Below are 19,016 nucleotides of genomic sequence, written 5' to 3'. Positions count from 1 at the left end.
CGGATATCGAACCGATTTACGCTTGGCTTTTCGGGTGCGAGCGTTTATCTTTCGATAGTCTGAGCCCCACACGATTTAAAAGGAACCATCATGCAAGGCGATAAGAAAGTCATCGAATATCTCAACGCCCAGTTGAAGAACGAGCTGACTGCAATCAACCAGTATTTCCTGCATGCGCGCATGTACAAGCACTGGGGCCTCGAAAAGCTCGGCAAGCATGAATACGACGAATCGATCGGCGAGATGAAGCACGCCGACTGGCTGATCGAGCGCGTGTTCATGCTCGACGGCCTGCCGAATCTTCAAGACCTGCACAAGCTGCTCGTCGGCGAAGAAACCGAAGAAATCCTGAAGTGCGACCTGAAGCTCGAACAGATCTCCCAGGCCACCTGCAAGGAAGCAATCGCCTATTGCGAAACGGTGCGTGACTACGTCTCGCGCGAGATCTTCGAAAAGATCCTCGACGACACCGAAGAACATATCGACTGGCTGGAAACGCAGATCGATCTGATCGGCAAGGTCGGCCTGCAGAACTATCAGCAGACGATGATGGGCTCGCCGGAGTAACTCCCCGCCCCTCTCCCGCCGCACCCGCATGCTCCGCCCGTCCCCGTTGCCCGATATACCGCCCGCCGCCGCGCCGGCGGCGCGCGCGCACGCGCCGATCGGCATCTTCGATTCCGGGCTGGGCGGCCTGTCGGTCCTGCGCGCCGCGCGCGCGCTGCTGCCCGCCGAAACATTCGTTTACGTTGCCGATTCCCGCCACGCGCCCTACGGCGAACGCGACGACGCGTTCATCACCGAGCGCACGCTGGCCATCGGCGAATGGTTGGTCGGCCAGGGCGCGAAGGCGCTCGTGGTCGCCTGCAACACCGCCACCGCGCAATCGATCGCCGCGGTGCGCACGCAATTGCCGATCCCGCTCGTCGGCGTCGAGCCCGGCATCAAGCCGGCCACGCAGGTATCGCGCTCGCGCGTGGCGGGCGTGCTCGCCACCCAGGCCACGCTGCGCAGCGAGCGGTTCCGCGCGCTGCTGGAGCGGCACGCGGCCGACTGCCGTTTCATGTGCCAGCCCGGCCACGGGCTCGTGCAGGCGGTCGAGCGCTGCGACATCAACTCGCCCGAGCTGCGCGCGCTCCTGGCGTCCTATCTCGAACCGATGCTCGCCGCCGGCGCCGATACGCTCGTGCTCGGCTGCACCCACTACCCGTTCCTCGACGAAACGATCCGCGCGCTCGCGGGCGATCGTCTCACCCTCGTCGACACCAGCGACGCCATCGCGCGCCAGCTGGGCCGCGTGCTCGACGCGCACGGCCTGCGCGCGCCGGCCGACGCCGTCGCGCGCCCGACCCGCCTGTGCTCCACCAGCGACGGCGCGCATCTGCACACGCTCGCCGCCGCCCTGCTCGGGCTGGAAACCGGGGTCGAAACCGTGTCGATCGTTTCGCCGAGCGCGGCCGACCGTTCCGCCCAGCCGGCCTGAACGGGCCGCCGGGCGGCCATGCGTGCCGCCCGTTGCCGGGAAACCCTGCTAAGCACCTGGTTTTGTTACAAAAAAGCCCGCCCCACCCTTGCCAAGCCTCGTGAATAGAATGATAATAATTCGCATTAACGTTAGCTATCGCGTCCATCATGATCGTCTGCGTGTGCAAATCGGTATCCGACCGGAAGATTCGCGCCTCCCTCGCCGAGGGTGCCGCCAGCTTTGAAGAGCTTCAATTCGAACTGGGCGTCGCCTCCTGTTGCGGGAAGTGCGAGGAGTCCGTGCGCGACCTCATGGCGGAGCACGGCGTCTGCGCGAGCCGTTGCGGCGTCGAACACCACGCCCACCCGATTCCCGTGACGTTCTACGAACGCAAGGCGGCCTGAAGGCACGATTGCGCGCTGCGCGGCGCGAGCCGCGTCGTATTGTTGTTTCCACCCGCCCGTCAGCAAGCCTTTCCCGCGAGCCAGCGGCTTACCTGCAAAGGAGCCTGTGATGGAGTTGCTGATCGGATTCGTGACGACTGTGTGTATCTCGCTGTTGATTTTCCGCAAATGAGATCGCCATCCCGGGTGCGCCGGCCGCGCACCACCGCCCTACCAAGCTAACATGCAGGCCTCGACTTCCGTACCGACCGGCTCCTGGCCGGTTGCTTCCCGTATGAATCCCCGTGTCGTTACCGCCACCGCCGCAGTCCTCGCCGGACACGCGCTGCTGCTGGCCGGCGCGCTGCTGATGCGCAACGACGTGCCGGAGCGTCCGCTCGAATCGAAAGCGATCACCGCGCAGCTGCTGAGTTCGACGCCGGTTGCCCAACCGGTCGGCGTGCAGTCCGCGCCGACGCCGCAACCGAAACCCATCCCCACGCCGCGGCCGAAGCCCACGCCCAAGCCCGTGGTCAAGCAGACGCCCACGCCGCTGCCGGTCACGCACGAGCCCTCGCCCAATGCGGTCACCGCGCCCGAACCCGCGCCGCCGGCCCCGGCGGCCCCCGCCGCGCCGCCGGCCGCACCGGCTCCGGCGCCCGCGCGGCCGACGATGGAAATCGCCGCGCCCAAGGGCGGCGCGTCGCTGTCGTGCCAGATCGTCAAGGCGAATTACCCCGCGCTGTCGAAGCGCCGCGGCGAAACCGGCGTCGCGAAGGTGCGCTTCGTGGTCGGCGTCAGCGGCCAGATCGAAAGCGCGCAGATTGCCCAGAGCAGCGGCTTCCCGCGCCTCGACGACGCCGCGCTCGAAGCCGTGCGCGCGTCGCAGTGCCAGCCGTACCTGCAGAACGGGCAGCCGATGCGCGCCGCGTACACGCAGCCCTACGACTTCAGCCTGACCGACTGATTTCCGCTACATCCCAAAAGCTACACCCAAAAAGATTCAAGAAAAGGAACACACATGCAAAGCTACGGTATCGCGCACGTCTGGGCGCAAGGTGACTTCGTGACGCGCTTCATCGCGATCACGCTGCTCGTGATGTCCATCCTGTCGTGGTTGGTGATCGTCATCAAGGGCTGGAACGTCTTCCGCCTGAAGCGCCTGACCCGCAACGCCGAACAAGCCTTCTGGCATTCGGACGATTTCGATGACGGCGTGCAGAAGCTCGGCGTCTCGTCGTCGACGCCGCAGGACAACCCGTTCCTCGCGCTCGCACTGTCGGGCAAGGAAGCCGCGGACCACCACCACCAGACCCAGCCGCACCTGCACGACCGCATGGACGTATCCGACTGGGTCACGCGCTGCCTGAAGGACACGATGGACGACGGCGTCGCGCGGATGCAGAGCGGCCTCGCGATTCTCGCGTCGATCGGCAGCACCGCACCGTTCGTCGGCCTGTTCGGCACCGTGTGGGGCATCTATCACGCGCTGCTCGTGATCGGCGCGACGGGCCAGACCTCGATCGATCAGGTCGCCGGCCCGGTCGGCGAATCGCTGATCATGACCGCGTTCGGCCTGTTCGTCGCGATCCCCGCCGTGCTCGGCTACAACGCGCTCACGCGCGCGAACAAGGACATCGTGAGCAAGCTGCGCCGCTTCGCGCACGGCCTGCACGCGTACTTCGTGACGGGCGCGCGCCTCGCGTCGTCGTCCCAGCGCGACGGCCTGCGCCTCGCCACCCGCGCGAACTGATCGAGGATCCGTCATGGCAATGAATTCCACCTTCGATGAAGAAGAAGAAGGCCTGATGAACGAGATCAACATGACGCCGCTCGTCGACGTGATGTTGGTGCTCCTGATCATTTTCCTGGTCACGATCCCGGCGATGCACCACGCGGTGAAGATCGATCTGCCGCGTGCGAGCAGCCAGCCGGTCGAAGTGAAGCCGCAGACCATCAACGTCGCGATCGAAGGCGACGGCACCGTGCTGTGGGACGACCACCCGGTCACCGCGGAAGATCTGCAGACGCGCATCGCGCAGGCGGCGCAAGCCACGCCGCAGCCGGAGCTGCATCTGCGCGCGGATCGCAAGGTCGCCTACGAGCACGTGGCGGAAGTGATGTCGGCCGCGCAGGCCGGCGGCCTCACGAAGCTGGGCTTCGTCACCGAGCCGAAGTCGAAGTAACGCATCACGCATCACGCATCACGCATCACGCGCTCGACAAAGTAAAAGGCCTTCATCGCCAGATGAAGGCCTTTTTTGATGCGCACGCGGGCGCCTTCGGGCGGCGGGCTCTTCGGCGGCATCAATTGGCGCCTGGAGCAACGCAATGCGACTCGCCGTGATCTCACGGACTGCGCGTTCTGCCCTATCTGGCTCGCAACATATGCGGCCACCGGTTTTCGCTCAGAGCATCCTTCGCGAAGTGGGATTCCAATATAGGTCGACACGCGCACGCATTCAAGCAAACCCCGATTGAAACTACCGATCGCGCGCGACGCTTGAATGAAAAAACCGATGCTTCGCACACACAAGGATCGCCGTCAGGTGGGCAGCATCTTCGGCATGCCGTCTTTCGCGCCGCGCTCCGGGCAGCCGGGCTGCGCGTAATGCTCGTTGTCGAGCTTCTCGACCAGGAAGTCGACGAAGGCGCGCACCGCGGGCGGCATCCCCTGCCGCGACACGAACACCGCGGATAATTGCGGCGCAGGCAAGGTCCAGCCCGGCATCACCGGCGACAACTGCCCCGCGCGCAGCGCGTTGCCGTACATCATTTCCGGCAGCGCGGCGATTCCGACCCCGTCGAGCACCGCCTCGCGTATCGTCATCAGATCCGCAGTGACGAGGCGCGGCTCATGCTCGTGCGTATGCCGCGTCCCATCGGGCGCGATCAGCGAAAACACGTGACGGCCGTCACCCGACGGCGTATCGAGCGTCGCGAAACCAGCCAGATCGTCGGGCGTCAACGGCGGCGCATGCTGGCTCAACAGGCTCGGCGCGCCGACCAGCATCTGCTCGGTGCGAAACAGCGGACGCACGACGATATTCGCGCTGGAGGGCGGCTCGGAGCGCACGCGCAAGGCGACGTCGATCGAATCCTCGAACAGATCGATCACGCGATTCGTCACGCGAATCTGCATCCGCACTTCCGGATAACGATGAAGGAATTCCGGCAGCAGGTTCGACAGCATGGTCTGCGACACCGTCACCGGCACGCTCACGCGCACCGTGCCGCGCGGCGACGTACGCAGCTGCTGCACCGCGTTCATCGCGGCCTGCGCCTCCGCGAGCATGGCCTGGCAATGCTGATAGAACAGCTGCCCGGCCTCCGTCAGCGCGAGCTTGCGCGTCGAACGCTGCAGCAGACGCACGCCGAGCGCCGCCTCCAGTTCGGTCAGGCGACGCGACAGGCGCGACTTCGAGATACCGAGCACGCGCTCCGCGGCGGAAAAGCCGCCATGCTCGACGACCTGCGAGAAGTACATCAGGTCGTTCAGGTTGTGTGCGTCGATAGTCATCTCATCGTTCCAATTCCAGAACGATCCATTGCGGATCGCCCGGCTTTTCTCTGCAAATCGCTCCATATAATAGCTTCATGTATCGAAAATAAAGCGATTTCCCCCATTCCGAAGGGCCTGCCCATGTCATCCAGCCGTTCCATCACACGCACGTACCCATCGCTGCGCACGACCGAAGGCGGTGGTTTCATCGTCCATCGTCCATTCCCGACCCGCCTGTTGATGGACTTCGATCCATTCCTGCTGCTCGATGAAATGGGCCCCGTCAACTACGCGCCCGGCGAGGCCAAGGGCGCGCCCGATCATCCTCATCGCGGGTTCGAGACCGTCACCTACGTACTCGACGGCCGGTTCCGCCATCGCGACTCGGCCGGCCACGCGGGCACGCTCGGTCCCGGCGACGTGCAGTGGATGACGGCGGGCGCGGGCGTCGTTCACAGCGAGATGCCCGATCCCGGCTTCGCGCACACGGGCGGCCGCTCGCACGGCTTCCAGCTGTGGGTGAACCTGCCGCGGCGCGACAAGATGATCGCGCCGCGCTATCAGGAGATCGGCGCGGCGCGTCTGCCGAGCGCCACGTCGCCCGACGGTCGAGCGCGCGTGAACGTGATCGCGGGCGAAGCGTTCGGCGTACGCGCCCATATCGAGACGCGCACGCCGATCCTGTATCAGCACTTCACGCTGCAACCGGGCGCCGAGGTCGAGCATCCTGTGCCGGCCGGCTTTCGCGTGTTCGCCTACCCGTTCGACGGCGACGGGTTCTACGGCGCGCAACGGCAAGCGATCGATGCGCGCCACATGGTCGTCTACGGCGACGACGGCGACACCGTCGCCTTCGCCGCAGGCGACGCGCCGCTCGATCTGCTGCTGATCGGCGGCCAGCCGCTCAACGAGCCGATCGTCCGCTACGGTCCGTTCGTGATGAATACCGAGGACGAGATCCGCCAGGCGGTCGTCGACTTCCAGAGCGGCCGCATGGGGCGCATTCCCGCCTGATGCGCGGCGGTCATCGGGACGCGCCGCCCGCGCATCCGAATTGCGTCACAATACCTGCTCGCGCCTGTGGCGCCGTACGACAGAAGGAACCTGCCGCCTTGAATTTCGAACACCTGATCCAGATCAACGACCCCAGCAACCCGACCCTGCCCACCCTGACCCGCGCCCAGCTGTGGGAAGGCCTCGTGTTGCGCGCCGAGCAGCCGCAACTCTTCGTGATTGGCCTCGACCGCTGCGTCATGCGCGAGCGCACGGACACCCTGCTCGAGCGCGAGCTGCACTTCGGCAACGCGACGATCCTCGATCGCGTGACCTTCACGCCGGACGAGCAGGTCCGCTATGACATCCACGCCGCGCACGGCGAGATCGGCGGCTCACTGACGATGACGATCGAAGAGCCGGAAGCGGCGCAACTGTTCCTGCGCTTCGAATACCGGACCACGCTGCCCGTCGGCGACGACAGCGAGGACGCACGCCAGACCCAGGAGATCGTCAAGGAGGCCTATCGCGCGTCCGACATCGACACGGTCAGGCTGATCCGCGAATACGCGCAGGGGCGCAAGGATCCCGATCCGCTGCACTGAGCCGTCACGCGGGGCGCCCCCGCGGCGCTCCAGCCTGGATTTTGACGTTGGCTATCGACTTCGCTTGTTCGATCAATAATGAGATGTTGTAAATGGGAATGGTTATCATTTAGACTTCATTCCATCGTATCGCCAAACATCACTGACCGAATGACCGAACTTATGCGCTCTTCCACGCTCACCCTGCGCCGCACTGGCGGCACCGCAACCGGTGGCCGGACGAAAGTGGCGGCGGTTACTACGCCAGCGAATGCCGCGAAACCCGCCGGCGCGGATGCCGGCCAGCGCGTCGTCAAGAGCGAGGCGCTGCTCCAGGGCCAGACGCACGTGAGCATCGCGCACAACGGCGAGACTTACCAGCTCCGCGCCACCCGCCTGGGCAAGCTGATTTTGACGAAGTAGTCGTACCGAGTATTGTGGGGACCACCTCCTAGAGGGGTGTTGGGCATTAGCCAGCCGTAGCGGCTTGCACGCGAGATCTAGACCCCTTCGTGCAAACACATTCAAGCAGCCGTTACAGCAAGCCAAGCCACTTTTTTTGGTTCTCACCCGTGAAAGCAAAAGCGGCGCGTTCGATGAACGCCCCGCTTTTTTATCGCCGGCTTTCCTGCCGCCGACACGTCCTTCCACCCGGCTCAGAATCCCCAGAACATCAGCCACCACGCACTGTCGATCACGGCGAGCGCCGCGGCCACCCAGCCCATCGCGAGCACGCGGCGCGGCCAGCCTGCATAGCGGCCCGTGACCTTGAACACGAGCCACGCGCTCCACAGGTTCGCGCCGATCAGGATCGCCAATCGCACATCGGTCGCCCAGCCGAGCGGCACGTGCTCCGCGCGCAGCAGCGACAGCGTCGTCGCGGACAAGCCGAGAAACACGCCCGCGCCCGCGATCGGAATCAGCCCCTGCGCGAGATGATGGAGCCGCACGCGCTCGAAACGGCCGAGCATCATGACCGCGCCGCTGAGCAGCACCAGCAGCACACTCCCGTAGATCAGTCCCGTGCCGACGATATAGCTGACGACGAGCGCCCCGTCGAGCCACGAGAACACGTCGTTGCGGTCGGGATAATGCGTGAGCAGGAACCACGGCGCATTGGTCTCGAGCGGCCAGAGGATGTCGTGGTCGATCAGCCAGCCGGCGAGCGCCTGCTTGATCTGCACGAACCACGGGCTCACGGTCCAGTGGAACGCGCCGATCGCGACGCCGAGCAACCCGTACAGGATCAGCGCGGTATCCCAGCCGCTCGCGTGCTTGTCGCCGAGCGCGACGACCTCTTCCGACGGCGAGCGCGCCGTCAGCGCGATCGCATCGCGATGGCCGGCGCAGCGGCCGCACATATGGCAGTCCGCCGCGCCCTTCATGTTGCGCAAGGGCACGAGCGGTGCACAGTTGATCGGAATCACGCGGTGCCCATGCTCGCCCTGCCGGTACGAACGTCGCCATGCTTCCTCGTCGACCTTGTAGCGCAGCGGCGCGAGTCGCGCGAGCAGCGAGAACACCCCGTTGACGGGGCACAGGTACTTGCACCAGACCCGCTTCTCGCGCCCGTACAGCAGACCGATCACCATCGCCGCGGCGGTCGAGCCGCCGAGCACCAGCAGCACGGCGCGCGGGTATTGGTAGACGCTCACCATCTGGCCATAGATCGTCGTGATCCCGAACGCAACGAACGGCCAGCCGCCCCAACGCATCCAGCGCGGAATCGCGCGGCCGCGACCGAAGCGGCTCGCGAACTCCGCGAGCGCGCCCTCAGGACACAGCACGCCGCACCACACGCGCCCGAGCATCACCATCGACAGCAGCACGAACGGCCACCAGATTCCCCAGAACAGGAACTGCGCGGCCAGCGTGAAATTGCTCCACAGATGCGCGGTGTCGTCGGGCAGCGGCGTGAACGCGGGCACGAGGATCAGGAACGCATAGACCGCGACCACGACCCACTGGATGCCGCGGATCAAAGCGCCATGGCGCTGCATCCATTGGCCGGCCGCCGCGATGCGGCCGATGCGGCCGCCGGCGACCGCGCTCATGCAGCGCGCCCCGCCGTCGCGACCGGACGCCGTGTCGCGCGCTTCAGCAGCAGATAGACGACGAGCCAATACGCGGCGTACGCAACCAGGTTCATGAGCGCCGGGTGCGCGCGATAGCCGGTCAGCGTCGCGACGAGCGAGCCGAAGGTGCTCGAATCATCGAGCAGCGCGGAGCTGTCCCACAGCTGCGCGATGCCGAGCGGCAGGATCTCCTTGTCGATCAGCTTGTCGACCCCGGTCTGGAACAGGCCGGCGCCGAGGAACAGCAGCATGATCTCGGTCACGCGGAAGAAATGCCGCCACGAGAAATACTTGCCGCCGAGTTGCAGCAGATAGAACGTGAGGAACGCGAGGCCGAGGCCGATGAGTACCGCGAGCATCTGCGCGCCGTCGACATGCCCGGACTGGCCGAAGCCGAGCCCGTACAGGAAGATCACGGTTTCGCTGCCCTCGCGCGCGATCGCCAGCGCGACCAGCACCGCGACGCCCCACCAGTTCGAACCCTGCGTGCTCTTCTGCAGCGATTGCTCCATGTCGCGCTTGAGCGTGCGGCCGTGCTGGCGCATCCACAGCACCATCTGCACGATCAGCACGCAGGCGACCAGCACCATCGCCGTCTGGAAATAGTCCTGCGCGTCGCCGGACAACACCTCGGTGAAGCCGACCAGCGCGGCGCCGAGCGCGACCGCCATCAACAGGCCCGCGCCCACCCCGGCCCACAGATACGGCAGGCCGCGCCGTGCATCGGCGTCGCCGTTATTGAGCCATGCGTAAAGAATGCCGACGACGAGCAGCGCCTCGACGCTCTCCCGCCAGACTATGAACAAGATCTGACCCATCTATCCCTCCTGGCACCGCTCGCGCGGCAAGCGCCGCCGGTGCGAAATCCCTTACTTCGCGACGATGACGCCCTGCGCCTGCTGGTGGAAATCGTCAAAGAACTTGTACTCGCCCGGCGACAGCGGGGCGATCACGACGAACGACTCGGAGCCCGGCGCGAGCACCTTCTCCTTGCGCAGCTGCACGCTCTCGAATTCGACTGCGCCCTTGCCGGTGTTGCGGATTTCGATCTTGATGCGCTGGCCGGCCGGCACTTCGATGCGGGCCGGATTGAGCTTGCCGTCGGCCATCTCGAGCTTGAAGGTCGGCAGGTCGACCGCATGCGCGGCGCCCGCGACGAGCACGGCGGCGGCGAACGCGAATATTCTGGGGAATGTCATTGTGTTTCTCAAAAAAGACAAGCGCGCTATACGCGCGCTGTCCGACTGCTGCAGATCCCGCGGATCAATATCCGCCTTTCTTGCCGATGCCCGCGAACGGGAAATCGTAGTCGAGCGTGATCGGCTTGAACCACGGGCCCACGCCGGTTTCCTTGTCGACGTGGCGGCCGAACGCCATGTGGCCCGTCTGCATCGGCGGCTTCACGACGAGCGTCAGGTGGTACTTGCCCGGACCGTTCAGCTTCACGTTGTCGCCGTAGTGCGGGCCGTCGCTCGCGACCATGCCCATCAGGTCGCCTTCCGACTTCCACTTCGCGTCGCCCTGCTTCGTGAGCTTGTAGGTCACTTGCAGGTACGGCATCCAGTCGCCTTCGGCGAACCCGGTCGGATTGTTCTTGACCGCGTGGATGTCGGCCTCGAGGTGGATGTCCGAATCCGATGCCTTGCGCATCATCCCTTCCGGCTCCATCGTGATCGGCTGCAGATAAACCGCGCCGATCTCCATGCCGCCCTGGATCTGATGCTTGCCGATCGGATACTCGGCAGCCGTGGCCGACATCGCGGCCAGCGCCGCCGCTACCGCAATCCCGTTGCGGATGAAGGAAGAACCCAACATTGACACTCCTTGTTTTTATCGTCCGACCACACCCGACGGCCCCAAGCGCGGCCCGTCGGCGGTCCCTGATGCGAGAAAGAACGTTAATGCGAACTATTCTCAATAATTGCGGAGTTTAGCACCGATCCTGAACCGGAACAAACCGGCCCGCGCACCAAACCCTTGCTGGATCAGGAGCCCGATGCATCGGCGCGGGGTCAGGCGCCGCTCACGTGGTCGCCGACATTCGCGCCGAACACGCGTTCGCGCAGCAGCGCGAGCTGGTCGCGCGTCTGGGCGGCCTTCTCGAACTCGAGGTTCTTCGCGAAATCGGCCATCTGCTTCTCGAGCCGCTTGATCTCCTTCGCGATCTGCTTTTCCGACATGTCCTCGAATTTCGCGCGCTGCTGCGCCTCCTTCAGCTCCGCGCGCGCGTCGTCGACGTTGTAAACGCCGTCGATGATGTCCTTGATGCGCTTTTGCACGCCGCGCGGCGTGATGCCCATCTTTTCGTTGAACGCCACCTGCTTCGCGCGCCGGCGCTCGGTCTCGTCGATCGCGCGACGCATCGAGTCGGTGATGCGGTCCGCGTAGAGCAGCGCCTTGCCGTTGACGTTACGAGCCGCGCGGCCGATGGTCTGGATCAGCGAACGCTCGGCGCGCAGGAAACCTTCCTTGTCGGCGTCGAGGATCGCGACGAGCGACACCTCGGGAATGTCGAGGCCCTCGCGCAGCAGGTTGATCCCGACCAGCACATCGAAGGTGCCGAGCCGCAGGTCGCGGATGATCTCGACGCGCTCGACCGTGTCGATGTCGCTGTGCAGGTAGCGCACCTTCACGCCGTGGTCGGCGAGGAATTCAGTCAGCTGCTCGGCCATCCGCTTGGTCAGCACCGTGATCAGCACCCGTTCGCCGGCCTTGACCCGCGCGTTGATCTCGGTGAGCACGTCGTCGACCTGGCTGCTCGCGGGGCGCACCTCGATCTCCGGATCGACGAGCCCCGTCGGCCGCACCACCTGCTCGGCCACCTGCCCCGTCACCCGCAGCTCGTAGTCGGCGGGCGTCGCGGACACGAACACGACCTGGCGCATCTTGCGCTCGAACTCCGGAAACTTGAGCGGCCGGTTGTCGAGCGCGGACGGCAGCCGGAAGCCGTAGTCGACCAGATTCTCCTTGCGCGCGCGGTCGCCGTTATACATGCCGTTCAGCTGGCCGATCAGCACGTGCGATTCGTCGAGCAGCATCAGCGCGTCGGACGGCAGGTAATCGACGAGGGTCGGCGGCGGCTCGCCCGCCGCGGCGCCGGAGAAGTGCCGCGAGTAGTTCTCGATGCCCTTGCAGAAGCCCAGCTCGTGCAGCATCTCCAGATCGAAGCGGGTGCGCTGCTCGAGCCGCTGTGCCTCGACGAGCTTGCCTTCGCGGTGGAAAAACTCGAGCCGCTCGCGCAATTCGTCCTTGATCGTCTCGACCGCGCGCATCACGGTGTCGCGCGGCGTCACGTAGTGCGACGACGGATAGACGGTGAAACGCGGGATCTTCTGCCGCACCCGGCCTGTCAGCGGATCGAACAGCTGCAGCGACTCGACCTCGTCGTCGAACAGCTCGACCCGCACCGCCATTTCCGCGTGCTCGGCCGGGAAGATGTCGATCGTGTCGCCGCGCACCCGGAACGCGCCGCGCTGGAAGTCGGCCTCGTTGCGGTTGTACTGCATCGCGATCAGGCGCGCGATCACGTCGCGCTGGCCGAGCTTGTCGCCCGTGCGCAGCGTGAGAATCATCTGGTGATACTCGGACGGATTGCCGATACCGTAGATCGCCGACACCGTCGCGACGATCACCACGTCGCGGCGCTCCATCAGGCTCTTCGTCGCCGACAGCCGCATCTGCTCGATGTGCTCGTTGATCGACGAATCCTTCTCGATGAACAGGTCGCGCTGCGGTACGTACGCTTCCGGCTGGTAGTAGTCGTAGTACGAGACAAAATACTCGACCGCATTGCGCGGAAAGAACTCGCGGAATTCCGCGTACAGCTGCGCGGCCAGCGTCTTGTTCGGGGCGAACACGATCGCCGGGCGGCCGAGCCGCGCGATCGTGTTCGCCATCGTGAAGGTCTTGCCCGAGCCGGTCACGCCGAGCAGCGTCTGGAACGACAGACCGTCCTCGACGCCTTCCACCAGCGTCTCGATCGCGGTCGGCTGGTCGCCGGCGGGCGGGTACGGCTGGTAGAGCTGGAACGGGGAGCCCTCGAACGTCACGAATTTCGATTCGTCGAGCGCCTCTTGCGTATCGGAATGATGTTCAGCCATGGGGTGCGGATCGCTGCGGAGGCAAAGGACTATTCTAGCGCGTCGCCGCCGGCCGGGCTGCTGTCGCCTCCTGCCGCGCGCCGCGTGCAAAAACCCGGCACGCCGCTGCGACATCGGCCGAAAACGCGCGGCGAATTCGCTACAATAGACGGCTGTCGCGCTTTGCCCCGCGTGCCGCCGTCGCGCGTCACGCCGCCCATGCAAGCCGCCGGGCCCAATGGCCTGACCCTCTTTCTCAACTGCTGCCGAACCATCATGTCGCTCTTCTCCGCTGTCGAACTCGCCCCTCGCGACCCGATCCTGGGTCTGAACGAAGCCTTCAACGCCGATCCGCGCCCGACCAAGGTCAACCTGGGCGTCGGCGTGTACACGAACGAAGACGGCAAGATTCCGCTGCTGCGCGCGGTCCGCGACGCGGAGAAGGTGCAGGTCGAAGCGGGCCTGCCGCGCGGCTATCTGCCGATCGACGGCATCGCCGCCTACGACGCCGCCGTGCAGAAGCTCCTGCTCGGCAACGATTCGCCGCTGATCGCGGCGGGCCGGGTCGTCACCGCCCAGGCGCTGGGCGGCACGGGCGCGCTCAAGATCGGCGCGGACTTCCTGCGCACGCTGAACCCGAACGCGAAGGTCGCGATCAGCGATCCGAGCTGGGAAAACCACCGCGCGCTGTTCGAAACGGCCGGCTTCGACGTCGTCGCCTATCCGTACTATGACGCGCAGACCAACGGCGTGAATTTCGACGGCATGCTGGCCGCGCTCGAAAGCTATGCGCCGGGCACGATCGTCGTGCTGCATGCGTGCTGCCACAACCCGACGGGCGTCGACCTGACCGACGCGCAATGGGCGCAGATCGTCGCGACCGTCAAGGCGCGCAATCTGGTGCCGTTCCTCGACATCGCCTACCAGGGCTTCGGCGAAAGCATCGAGGCGGACGCGGCAGCCGTGCGCCTGTTCGCCGCTGCGGAACTGAACGTGTTCGTGTCGTCGTCGTTCTCGAAGTCGTTCTCGCTGTACGGCGAGCGCGTGGGCGCGCTGTCGATCATCACGTCGAGCAAGGACGAGGCCGCCCGCGTGCTGTCGCAGCTCAAGCGCGTGATCCGCACCAACTACTCGAACCCGCCGACCCACGGCGGCGCGATCGTCGCGGCCGTGCTCGCGTCGCCGGAACTGCACGCCGCATGGGTGCAGGAGCTGGGCGAGATGCGCGATCGCATCCGCGCGATGCGCAACGGCCTCGTCGAACGCCTGAAGACGAGCGGCGTCGACCGTGACTTCAGCTTCATCAACGCCCAGCGCGGGATGTTCTCGTACTCGGGCCTCACGTCGGCCCAGGTCGACCGCCTGCGCGAGGAGTTCGGCATCTATGCGGTCGGCACCGGCCGCATCTGTGTCGCGGCGCTTAATACCCGCAACCTCGACGCCGTCGCGAACGCCGTGGCCGCCGTGCTGAAGTAAGTTCGCGCACGCCGCCCGGCTCAAGAAAAAACGCGCTCCACGGAGCGCGTTTTTTTATTCCGGGCGGCGACGCCGGCCAAGAAGGCCGCGTCCGCCGACGTCACTGCATGAACCATCCGTGGCTGACGATGAACGACTGGCCGGTCAGCGCCGCGCTCGGGAACGCGGACAGGAACAGCACCGTCTGCGCGACGTCCTCGACCGTGGTGAACACGCCGTCCACCGTGTTGCCGAGCATCACATGCTTGATCACGTCGTCTTCGCTGATGCCGAGTTCCTTCGCCTGCTCCGGAATCTGCTTGTCGACGAGCGGCGTGCGCACGAAGCCCGGACACACCACATGCGAGCGCACGTTGTGCTTCGCGCCTTCCTTGGCCAGCACGCGCGCGAGGCCCAGCAGCCCGTGCTTCGCCGTCACATAGGCCGACTTCAGCGGCGACGCCTCGTGCGAGTGCACCGAGCCCATGTAGATCACCACGCCGCCGCGATCGTCCTTGTACATGTACTTGAGCGCCGCCTTGGTCGTCAGGAACGCGCCGTCGACGTGGATCGCCTGCATCTTCTTCCAGTCCGAGAACGCATAGTTCTCGATCGGATTCACGATCTGGATGCCCGCGTTCGACACCAGGATGTCGATCGTGCCGAAGGCCGCCGCCACCTTGTCGATCCCGCTGTTGACCGCTTCCTCGCTGGTCACGTCCATCGCGACGCCGATTGCCTTGCCGCCCGCCTGCCTGATCTGTTCCGCCACCGCGTTCGCGCCATCCTGGTTCAGGTCCGCGATCGCCACCGCCGCGCCCGCCTTCGCCAGTTCCAGCGCGATCTCCTTGCCGATCCCGCTCGCCGCGCCCGTCACGACCGCCGTCTTGCCAGCCAAACTCGAAGCCATTCCCACGTCTCCTCAATCAGGTGAATGAAAGCATCATGTGCGGCGCGGGCCGGGCCACTCGGCACGTACCGGCAATCCGGCACGCCCGCGCGCGGACAACGCCGCTATTGTGCATGATCAGACCGCGCGCAATGGCCAAACAGGCTAAGCTTGTCAGCGGTCACGCATACGGGAGGCGCCATGAACTACCGCAGACTGGGACGTTCCGGCCTACAGGTCAGCGAGCTGTCGATCGGATCGTGGGTCACGTACGGCAACCAGGTGGATCGCCGCGCAGCCCGCGAATCGCTGGCTGCAGCGCGCGACGCCGGCGTCAACTTCTTCGACAACGCAGAGGTGTACGCCGGCGGCAAATCCGAGGAGATCATGGGCCATGCGCTGAAATCGCTGGGCTGGCCGCGCCTCAGCTACGTCGTATCGACCAAGTTCTTCTGGGGCCTGACCGAGGCGCCGAATCAATACCACACGCTGAACCGCAAATACCTGCTGCACGCGATCGACGCGTCGCTGCAACGCCTGCAGCTCGACCACGTGGATCTCGTGTTCTGCCACCGGCCCGATCCCTACACGCCGATCGAGGAAACCGTGTGGGCCATGAGCGACATGATCGCGCGCGGCAAGGCGCTCTACTGGGGCACCTCGGAGTGGAGCGCGGACGAGATCCGGACCGCCTGCGACATCGCCGAGCGCCATCATCTGCATAAGCCGGTGATGGAGCAACCGCAATACAACCTGTTCCACCGCCGCCGCGTCGAGCAGGAGTACCGTCGGCTCTACGAGGACCTCGGGATCGGGCTTACCACCTGGAGCCCGCTCGCGTCCGGGCTGCTGACCGGCAAATATCGACACGGCGTGCCCGAAGGCAGCCGGGCGCGCGTGCAGGGTTACGACTGGCTGCGCGAGCAGCTGACCGACGCGGCGAAGAACAGCATCGTCGACAAGCTCGGCCACGTCGCGGCGGAACTCGATTGCAGCATCGGCCAGCTCGCGATCGCCTGGGTGTTGAAAAATCCGCGGGTCAGCACCGTGATCACGGGCGCGTCGCGCATCGAGCAGATCGTGGAGAACATGCGGGCCGCCGACATCGCGACGCGACTCACGCCGGAGATCAAGCAGCGAATCGAGGATATCGTCGGCGATGCGTATCAATGACAGCAGTCGCCGCGGCGTCGCGTACAATACGCGACCGCTTCGGCCGGCCTGCCCACCTCCGCATCCTGTTGCGCGGTGTCGCGCGGGACGTTCGGCCCTTCCACGTTTCGCTCCGTTTGCCTGTTCGCCATGCTCAGTTATCGTCACGCCTTTCACGCCGGCAACCATGCGGATGTGCTCAAGCACGCCGTCGTCGTCCAACTGTTGCATTACCTGAACCGCAAGGACAAGTCGTATTGGTACATCGACACGCACGCGGGCGCCGGCGTTTACTCCCTGTTGGACGGCTACGCGGCGAAAACCGCTGAATCCGGCACCGGCATCGGCAAGCTGTGGGACGCGGATGATCTGCCGGCCGCGCTCGGCGACTACCTCGACGAAGTCCACGCGCTGAACGACGACGGCACGCTGCGCTACTACCCCGGCTCGCCCTATCTCGCATGGCGCCTGATGCGCGAACAGGACCGCATGCGGCTGTTCGAACTGCACACGACGGAAATCGATGTGCTGCGCCACAATTTCCGTGATGCCGGCCGGCGCGCGATGATCTATGCGGGGGATGGTTTCGAAGGAATCAAGGCGCTGCTGCCGCCGCCGCCGCGGCGCGCGCTGGTGCTCATCGATCCGTCCTACGAGGACAAGCGCGATTATGCGCGCGCGCTGAGCTGCGTCGAAGAAGCACTCAAGCGCTTTGCGACCGGATGCTATGCCGTGTGGTATCCGCAGGTGAGCCGCCCCGAGTCGCAGAAATTCCCTGATCACCTGAAGCGCCTGCAACCGAACAACTGGCTGCACCTGACGCTGACCGTGAGTCGGCCGCCGGCGGACGGTTATGGGCTGTTCGGCAGCGGCATGTTCATTCTGAATCCGCCTTACACGCTGGTGGATTCAATGCGGGAAGCCCTTCCCTATCTCGTCGAGGCGCTGGGCCAGGACGACGGCGCAAGCTTTTCGATCGAGCATCGGAGCAGCTGACGCCGAATGCCGCGCCTCACTGGCGCGGCTGCCTCGGTGGGAGTTGGGGCTGTGGCTGGGCGCCGTTCCATGCCGGGACCTGGACATAGGGCGCCACGATCACGGGCATGACGGAGTTGGGCGCCAATTCCGCGGGGGCGGTCATCTGAGCAGGCGTCGCAATCGGCGCGCGCGACAGTGGCGCGTTCTGCAACACGATTCCGCTCTTGCCGTCGTGTATGCCGGCCTGGGTATCGAGCACCAGCGGCGGCCGGGACGGCTCTGCGCGAGCCGACAGGAACGCACCCGAGAGCAAGACGCCAAACCCGCAGGTTACGAGGCGGACGAGGCTTTGAGGTAGTCGCATGTCACGCGAAGTCTTCCGACTGAGGTAGCAGATACGCCACCATAGCGCCGCTGTCCGCGACGCGCCAGTCATTCCGTGGACAAAAAGACAAAGCCCCGACGATACGGGGCTTGATTGTCATTGCGCCGGAACGGGCGCGATACTGCAGCGAAACCGAGGCTTACAGCGAGTAGCCGTTGGTTTCCAGCGCGCGGATGCGCTGCTCGAGCTGAACGATGTCGCTCGACGATGCCAGGTAGGCTTCGCGGCGGGTGCGTTCTGCGGTTTCAAACCAGGTGCTCAGCTTCTCAATGACGTATGCAAACATGATGGCTCTCCAAGGAAGATAAAGATCCCTGGTGAATCGGCGTCAGGGATATCCCGTATAGGGTTAACCCCATTATAGCCACAATGCACCAACTTGCCAGTGAAATGCTCGAATGCCGACCATTCCATTTTGGAATACATGCCGTGTTCCAGGCATAAACGATTGATTCTTCAGCACAATCCTCATGTTCGCGGCGTTCTGTCACGGCGTTGGGGCGCACTATTTCGGTGCATCACAGCACGTCGCCAAACCTTCCAGGATCGGACAATCGGGACGCTCATCCCCGTGGCAATGCGCGGCGAGGTTAGCGAGGGTGTTCCTCATGTCCGTCAACTCGGCGATACGGCTGTTCAATTCCGCCACGTGCTCGAGCGCGATCGCCTTCACTTCCGCGCTTGCCCTTGAGCGGTCCTGCCAAAGCGCCAGCAACTTACGGATGTCGTCGACCGCAAAACCCAGCCTGCGGGCCTGGCGAATGAACCGCAGCAAATGAACGTCGTCGTCCTGGTAGACCCGGTAACCGGCATCGGTTCGCTTGCTCGCGCTCAGCAAACCCACGCTTTCGTAGTATCGGATCATCTTCGCGCTGACGCCCGAGGCGCGCGCCGCTGCTCCAATGTTCACACTGCCTCCCAATCCACTATGGTGAGATCTTAGCTCGTTCGGAGAAACGACATGGCTCAATGGAAGCGCAAGTCTTCGTGCAGTTAACTGAGGAAGCGCTGCTTCATGGCTGCGCGCGCAACGAACCGGACGTCGCCCGCGATTCATCGCCCGGTCCTGATCCGGG

The 19,016-nt window shown here is 65.1% G+C and carries 21 protein-coding genes; 12 read left to right on the top strand and 9 right to left on the bottom strand.

All coding sequences use genetic code 11. From position 1 onward, the window contains the following. The first annotated feature begins 90 nt into the window (after window positions 1-90). From bfr to AC1RQF_RS20605, 6 genes are all read left to right on the top strand, one after another. Window positions 91-567 (top strand): bacterioferritin, encoded by a 477-nt coding sequence (bfr, locus tag AC1RQF_RS20630; protein WP_252982814.1) that lies wholly within the window; start codon window positions 91-93, stop codon window positions 565-567. A gap of 28 nt (window positions 568-595) precedes the next feature. Beyond that, window positions 596-1,483: a glutamate racemase gene (gene murI, locus AC1RQF_RS20625; RefSeq protein WP_492872845.1), complete on the top strand. Its 888-nt coding sequence runs from the start codon at window positions 596-598 to the stop codon at window positions 1,481-1,483. A 149-nt stretch (window positions 1,484-1,632) separates the two neighbouring features. Next, window positions 1,633-1,869 carry a (2Fe-2S)-binding protein gene (locus AC1RQF_RS20620; protein ID WP_274004062.1) on the top strand — a complete coding sequence of 79 codons (237 nt, stop codon included), beginning with the start codon at window positions 1,633-1,635 and terminating at the stop codon, window positions 1,867-1,869. Window positions 1,870-2,092: 223 nt separating this feature from the next. Further along, on the top strand, window positions 2,093-2,815 hold the full coding sequence (locus tag AC1RQF_RS20615) for an energy transducer TonB (protein ID WP_274004064.1): 723 nt from the start codon (window positions 2,093-2,095) through the stop codon (window positions 2,813-2,815). Window positions 2,816-2,869: 54 nt separating this feature from the next. Continuing rightward, a complete protein-coding gene (locus AC1RQF_RS20610; RefSeq protein WP_274004066.1) occupies window positions 2,870-3,601 on the top strand; it encodes a MotA/TolQ/ExbB proton channel family protein in 732 nt (243 codons plus the stop codon). Between the two features lie 13 nt (window positions 3,602-3,614). After that, window positions 3,615-4,034: an ExbD/TolR family protein gene (locus AC1RQF_RS20605; protein WP_274004069.1), complete on the top strand. Its 420-nt coding sequence runs from the start codon at window positions 3,615-3,617 to the stop codon at window positions 4,032-4,034. A 359-nt stretch (window positions 4,035-4,393) separates the two neighbouring features. Here the strand turns inward: AC1RQF_RS20605 and AC1RQF_RS20600 are convergent, their stop codons facing one another. Further along, entirely contained in the window at window positions 4,394-5,368 is a 975-nt protein-coding gene (locus tag AC1RQF_RS20600; protein ID WP_274004070.1) for a LysR family transcriptional regulator, read from the bottom strand. A 123-nt stretch (window positions 5,369-5,491) separates the two neighbouring features. Between AC1RQF_RS20600 and AC1RQF_RS20595 the strand changes: the two genes are divergently transcribed. The 3 genes from AC1RQF_RS20595 (at window position 5,492) to hemP (ending at window position 7,350) form a co-directional block, all read left to right on the top strand. Continuing rightward, a complete protein-coding gene (locus AC1RQF_RS20595) occupies window positions 5,492-6,364 on the top strand; it encodes a pirin family protein (RefSeq protein WP_492872844.1) in 873 nt (290 codons plus the stop codon). A 98-nt stretch (window positions 6,365-6,462) separates the two neighbouring features. Next, entirely contained in the window at window positions 6,463-6,948 is a 486-nt protein-coding gene (locus AC1RQF_RS20590) for an SRPBCC family protein (RefSeq protein WP_274004071.1), read from the top strand. Between the two features lie 150 nt (window positions 6,949-7,098). After that, complete coding sequence (gene hemP / locus AC1RQF_RS20585) at window positions 7,099-7,350, top strand: hemin uptake protein HemP (protein WP_274004073.1); 252 nt, start codon at window positions 7,099-7,101, stop codon at window positions 7,348-7,350. Between the two features lie 233 nt (window positions 7,351-7,583). Here hemP and AC1RQF_RS20580 read toward each other — a convergent pair whose 3' ends face one another. From AC1RQF_RS20580 to uvrB, 5 genes are all read right to left on the bottom strand, one after another. After that, the gene (locus tag AC1RQF_RS20580) at window positions 7,584-8,981 is read right to left on the bottom strand and encodes a 4Fe-4S binding protein (RefSeq protein WP_492872843.1); all 1,398 of its coding nucleotides are present in this window, start codon (window positions 8,979-8,981) and stop codon (window positions 7,584-7,586) included. Beyond that, window positions 8,978-9,820 (bottom strand): FTR1 family iron permease, encoded by an 843-nt coding sequence (locus tag AC1RQF_RS20575; protein WP_274004076.1) that lies wholly within the window; start codon window positions 9,818-9,820, stop codon window positions 8,978-8,980. The genes AC1RQF_RS20580 and AC1RQF_RS20575 overlap by 4 nt, the downstream gene beginning before the upstream one ends. A 51-nt stretch (window positions 9,821-9,871) precedes the next feature. Then, on the bottom strand, window positions 9,872-10,201 hold the full coding sequence (locus AC1RQF_RS20570) for a cupredoxin domain-containing protein (RefSeq protein ID WP_274004078.1): 330 nt from the start codon (window positions 10,199-10,201) through the stop codon (window positions 9,872-9,874). Between the two features lie 64 nt (window positions 10,202-10,265). Beyond that, complete coding sequence (locus AC1RQF_RS20565) at window positions 10,266-10,817, bottom strand: iron transporter (RefSeq protein WP_274004079.1); 552 nt, start codon at window positions 10,815-10,817, stop codon at window positions 10,266-10,268. A 197-nt stretch (window positions 10,818-11,014) separates the two neighbouring features. After that, window positions 11,015-13,102 (bottom strand): excinuclease ABC subunit UvrB, encoded by a 2,088-nt coding sequence (gene uvrB / locus AC1RQF_RS20560; protein WP_274004080.1) that lies wholly within the window; start codon window positions 13,100-13,102, stop codon window positions 11,015-11,017. Window positions 13,103-13,357: 255 nt separating this feature from the next. Between uvrB and AC1RQF_RS20555 the strand changes: the two genes are divergently transcribed. Beyond that, window positions 13,358-14,557 carry an amino acid aminotransferase gene (locus tag AC1RQF_RS20555; RefSeq protein WP_492872841.1) on the top strand — a complete coding sequence of 400 codons (1,200 nt, stop codon included), beginning with the start codon at window positions 13,358-13,360 and terminating at the stop codon, window positions 14,555-14,557. Between the two features lie 100 nt (window positions 14,558-14,657). Here AC1RQF_RS20555 and AC1RQF_RS20550 read toward each other — a convergent pair whose 3' ends face one another. After that, the gene (locus tag AC1RQF_RS20550) at window positions 14,658-15,446 is read right to left on the bottom strand and encodes a 3-hydroxybutyrate dehydrogenase (protein ID WP_274004084.1); all 789 of its coding nucleotides are present in this window, start codon (window positions 15,444-15,446) and stop codon (window positions 14,658-14,660) included. Window positions 15,447-15,626: 180 nt separating this feature from the next. Here AC1RQF_RS20550 and AC1RQF_RS20545 point away from each other — a divergent pair, with 180 nt between their 5' ends. Continuing rightward, window positions 15,627-16,598, top strand: a complete 972-nt coding sequence (locus AC1RQF_RS20545; RefSeq protein ID WP_274004085.1) for a potassium channel beta subunit family protein — start codon at window positions 15,627-15,629, stop codon at window positions 16,596-16,598. A gap of 129 nt (window positions 16,599-16,727) precedes the next feature. Beyond that, a complete protein-coding gene (locus AC1RQF_RS20540; RefSeq protein ID WP_492872840.1) occupies window positions 16,728-17,573 on the top strand; it encodes a 23S rRNA (adenine(2030)-N(6))-methyltransferase RlmJ in 846 nt (281 codons plus the stop codon). A 506-nt stretch (window positions 17,574-18,079) separates the two neighbouring features. Here the strand turns inward: AC1RQF_RS20540 and AC1RQF_RS20535 are convergent. After that, a complete protein-coding gene (locus tag AC1RQF_RS20535; RefSeq protein WP_252988207.1) occupies window positions 18,080-18,226 on the bottom strand; it encodes a DUF3563 family protein in 147 nt (48 codons plus the stop codon). A gap of 219 nt (window positions 18,227-18,445) precedes the next feature. Next, window positions 18,446-18,850, bottom strand: a complete 405-nt coding sequence (cueR, locus tag AC1RQF_RS20530; protein ID WP_274004092.1) for a Cu(I)-responsive transcriptional regulator — start codon at window positions 18,848-18,850, stop codon at window positions 18,446-18,448. Window positions 18,851-19,016: the final 166 nt, after the last annotated feature.

The organism is Burkholderia sp. GW821-FHT14F03 (assembly GCF_058803765.1).
Note: the sequence above shows the minus strand (reverse complement) of the source record. Positions and strands in the feature narration are given on the sequence as shown.

Excerpts from the sequence above, each read along its gene's own strand:
- AC1RQF_RS20535 (WP_252988207.1), bottom strand. The coding sequence starts at position 18,226 with ATGTTTGCATACGTCATTGAGAAGCTGAGCACCTGGTTTGAAACCGCA.
- bfr (WP_252982814.1), top strand. The coding sequence starts at position 91 with ATGCAAGGCGATAAGAAAGTCATCGAATATCTCAACGCCCAGTTGAAG.
- AC1RQF_RS20620 (WP_274004062.1), top strand. The coding sequence starts at position 1,633 with ATGATCGTCTGCGTGTGCAAATCGGTATCCGACCGGAAGATTCGCGCC.
- murI (WP_492872845.1), top strand. The coding sequence starts at position 596 with ATGCTCCGCCCGTCCCCGTTGCCCGATATACCGCCCGCCGCCGCGCCG.
- uvrB (WP_274004080.1), bottom strand. The coding sequence starts at position 13,102 with ATGGCTGAACATCATTCCGATACGCAAGAGGCGCTCGACGAATCGAAA.
- AC1RQF_RS20595 (WP_492872844.1), top strand. The coding sequence starts at position 5,492 with ATGTCATCCAGCCGTTCCATCACACGCACGTACCCATCGCTGCGCACG.
- AC1RQF_RS20550 (WP_274004084.1), bottom strand. The coding sequence starts at position 15,446 with ATGGCTTCGAGTTTGGCTGGCAAGACGGCGGTCGTGACGGGCGCGGCG.
- AC1RQF_RS20570 (WP_274004078.1), bottom strand. The coding sequence starts at position 10,201 with ATGACATTCCCCAGAATATTCGCGTTCGCCGCCGCCGTGCTCGTCGCG.
- AC1RQF_RS20615 (WP_274004064.1), top strand. The coding sequence starts at position 2,093 with ATGCAGGCCTCGACTTCCGTACCGACCGGCTCCTGGCCGGTTGCTTCC.
- AC1RQF_RS20540 (WP_492872840.1), top strand. The coding sequence starts at position 16,728 with ATGCTCAGTTATCGTCACGCCTTTCACGCCGGCAACCATGCGGATGTG.
- AC1RQF_RS20565 (WP_274004079.1), bottom strand. The coding sequence starts at position 10,817 with ATGTTGGGTTCTTCCTTCATCCGCAACGGGATTGCGGTAGCGGCGGCG.
- AC1RQF_RS20580 (WP_492872843.1), bottom strand. The coding sequence starts at position 8,981 with ATGAGCGCGGTCGCCGGCGGCCGCATCGGCCGCATCGCGGCGGCCGGC.
- AC1RQF_RS20555 (WP_492872841.1), top strand. The coding sequence starts at position 13,358 with ATGTCGCTCTTCTCCGCTGTCGAACTCGCCCCTCGCGACCCGATCCTG.
- AC1RQF_RS20605 (WP_274004069.1), top strand. The coding sequence starts at position 3,615 with ATGGCAATGAATTCCACCTTCGATGAAGAAGAAGAAGGCCTGATGAAC.
- AC1RQF_RS20600 (WP_274004070.1), bottom strand. The coding sequence starts at position 5,368 with ATGACTATCGACGCACACAACCTGAACGACCTGATGTACTTCTCGCAG.
- AC1RQF_RS20610 (WP_274004066.1), top strand. The coding sequence starts at position 2,870 with ATGCAAAGCTACGGTATCGCGCACGTCTGGGCGCAAGGTGACTTCGTG.
- hemP (WP_274004073.1), top strand. The coding sequence starts at position 7,099 with ATGACCGAACTTATGCGCTCTTCCACGCTCACCCTGCGCCGCACTGGC.
- AC1RQF_RS20575 (WP_274004076.1), bottom strand. The coding sequence starts at position 9,820 with ATGGGTCAGATCTTGTTCATAGTCTGGCGGGAGAGCGTCGAGGCGCTG.
- AC1RQF_RS20545 (WP_274004085.1), top strand. The coding sequence starts at position 15,627 with ATGAACTACCGCAGACTGGGACGTTCCGGCCTACAGGTCAGCGAGCTG.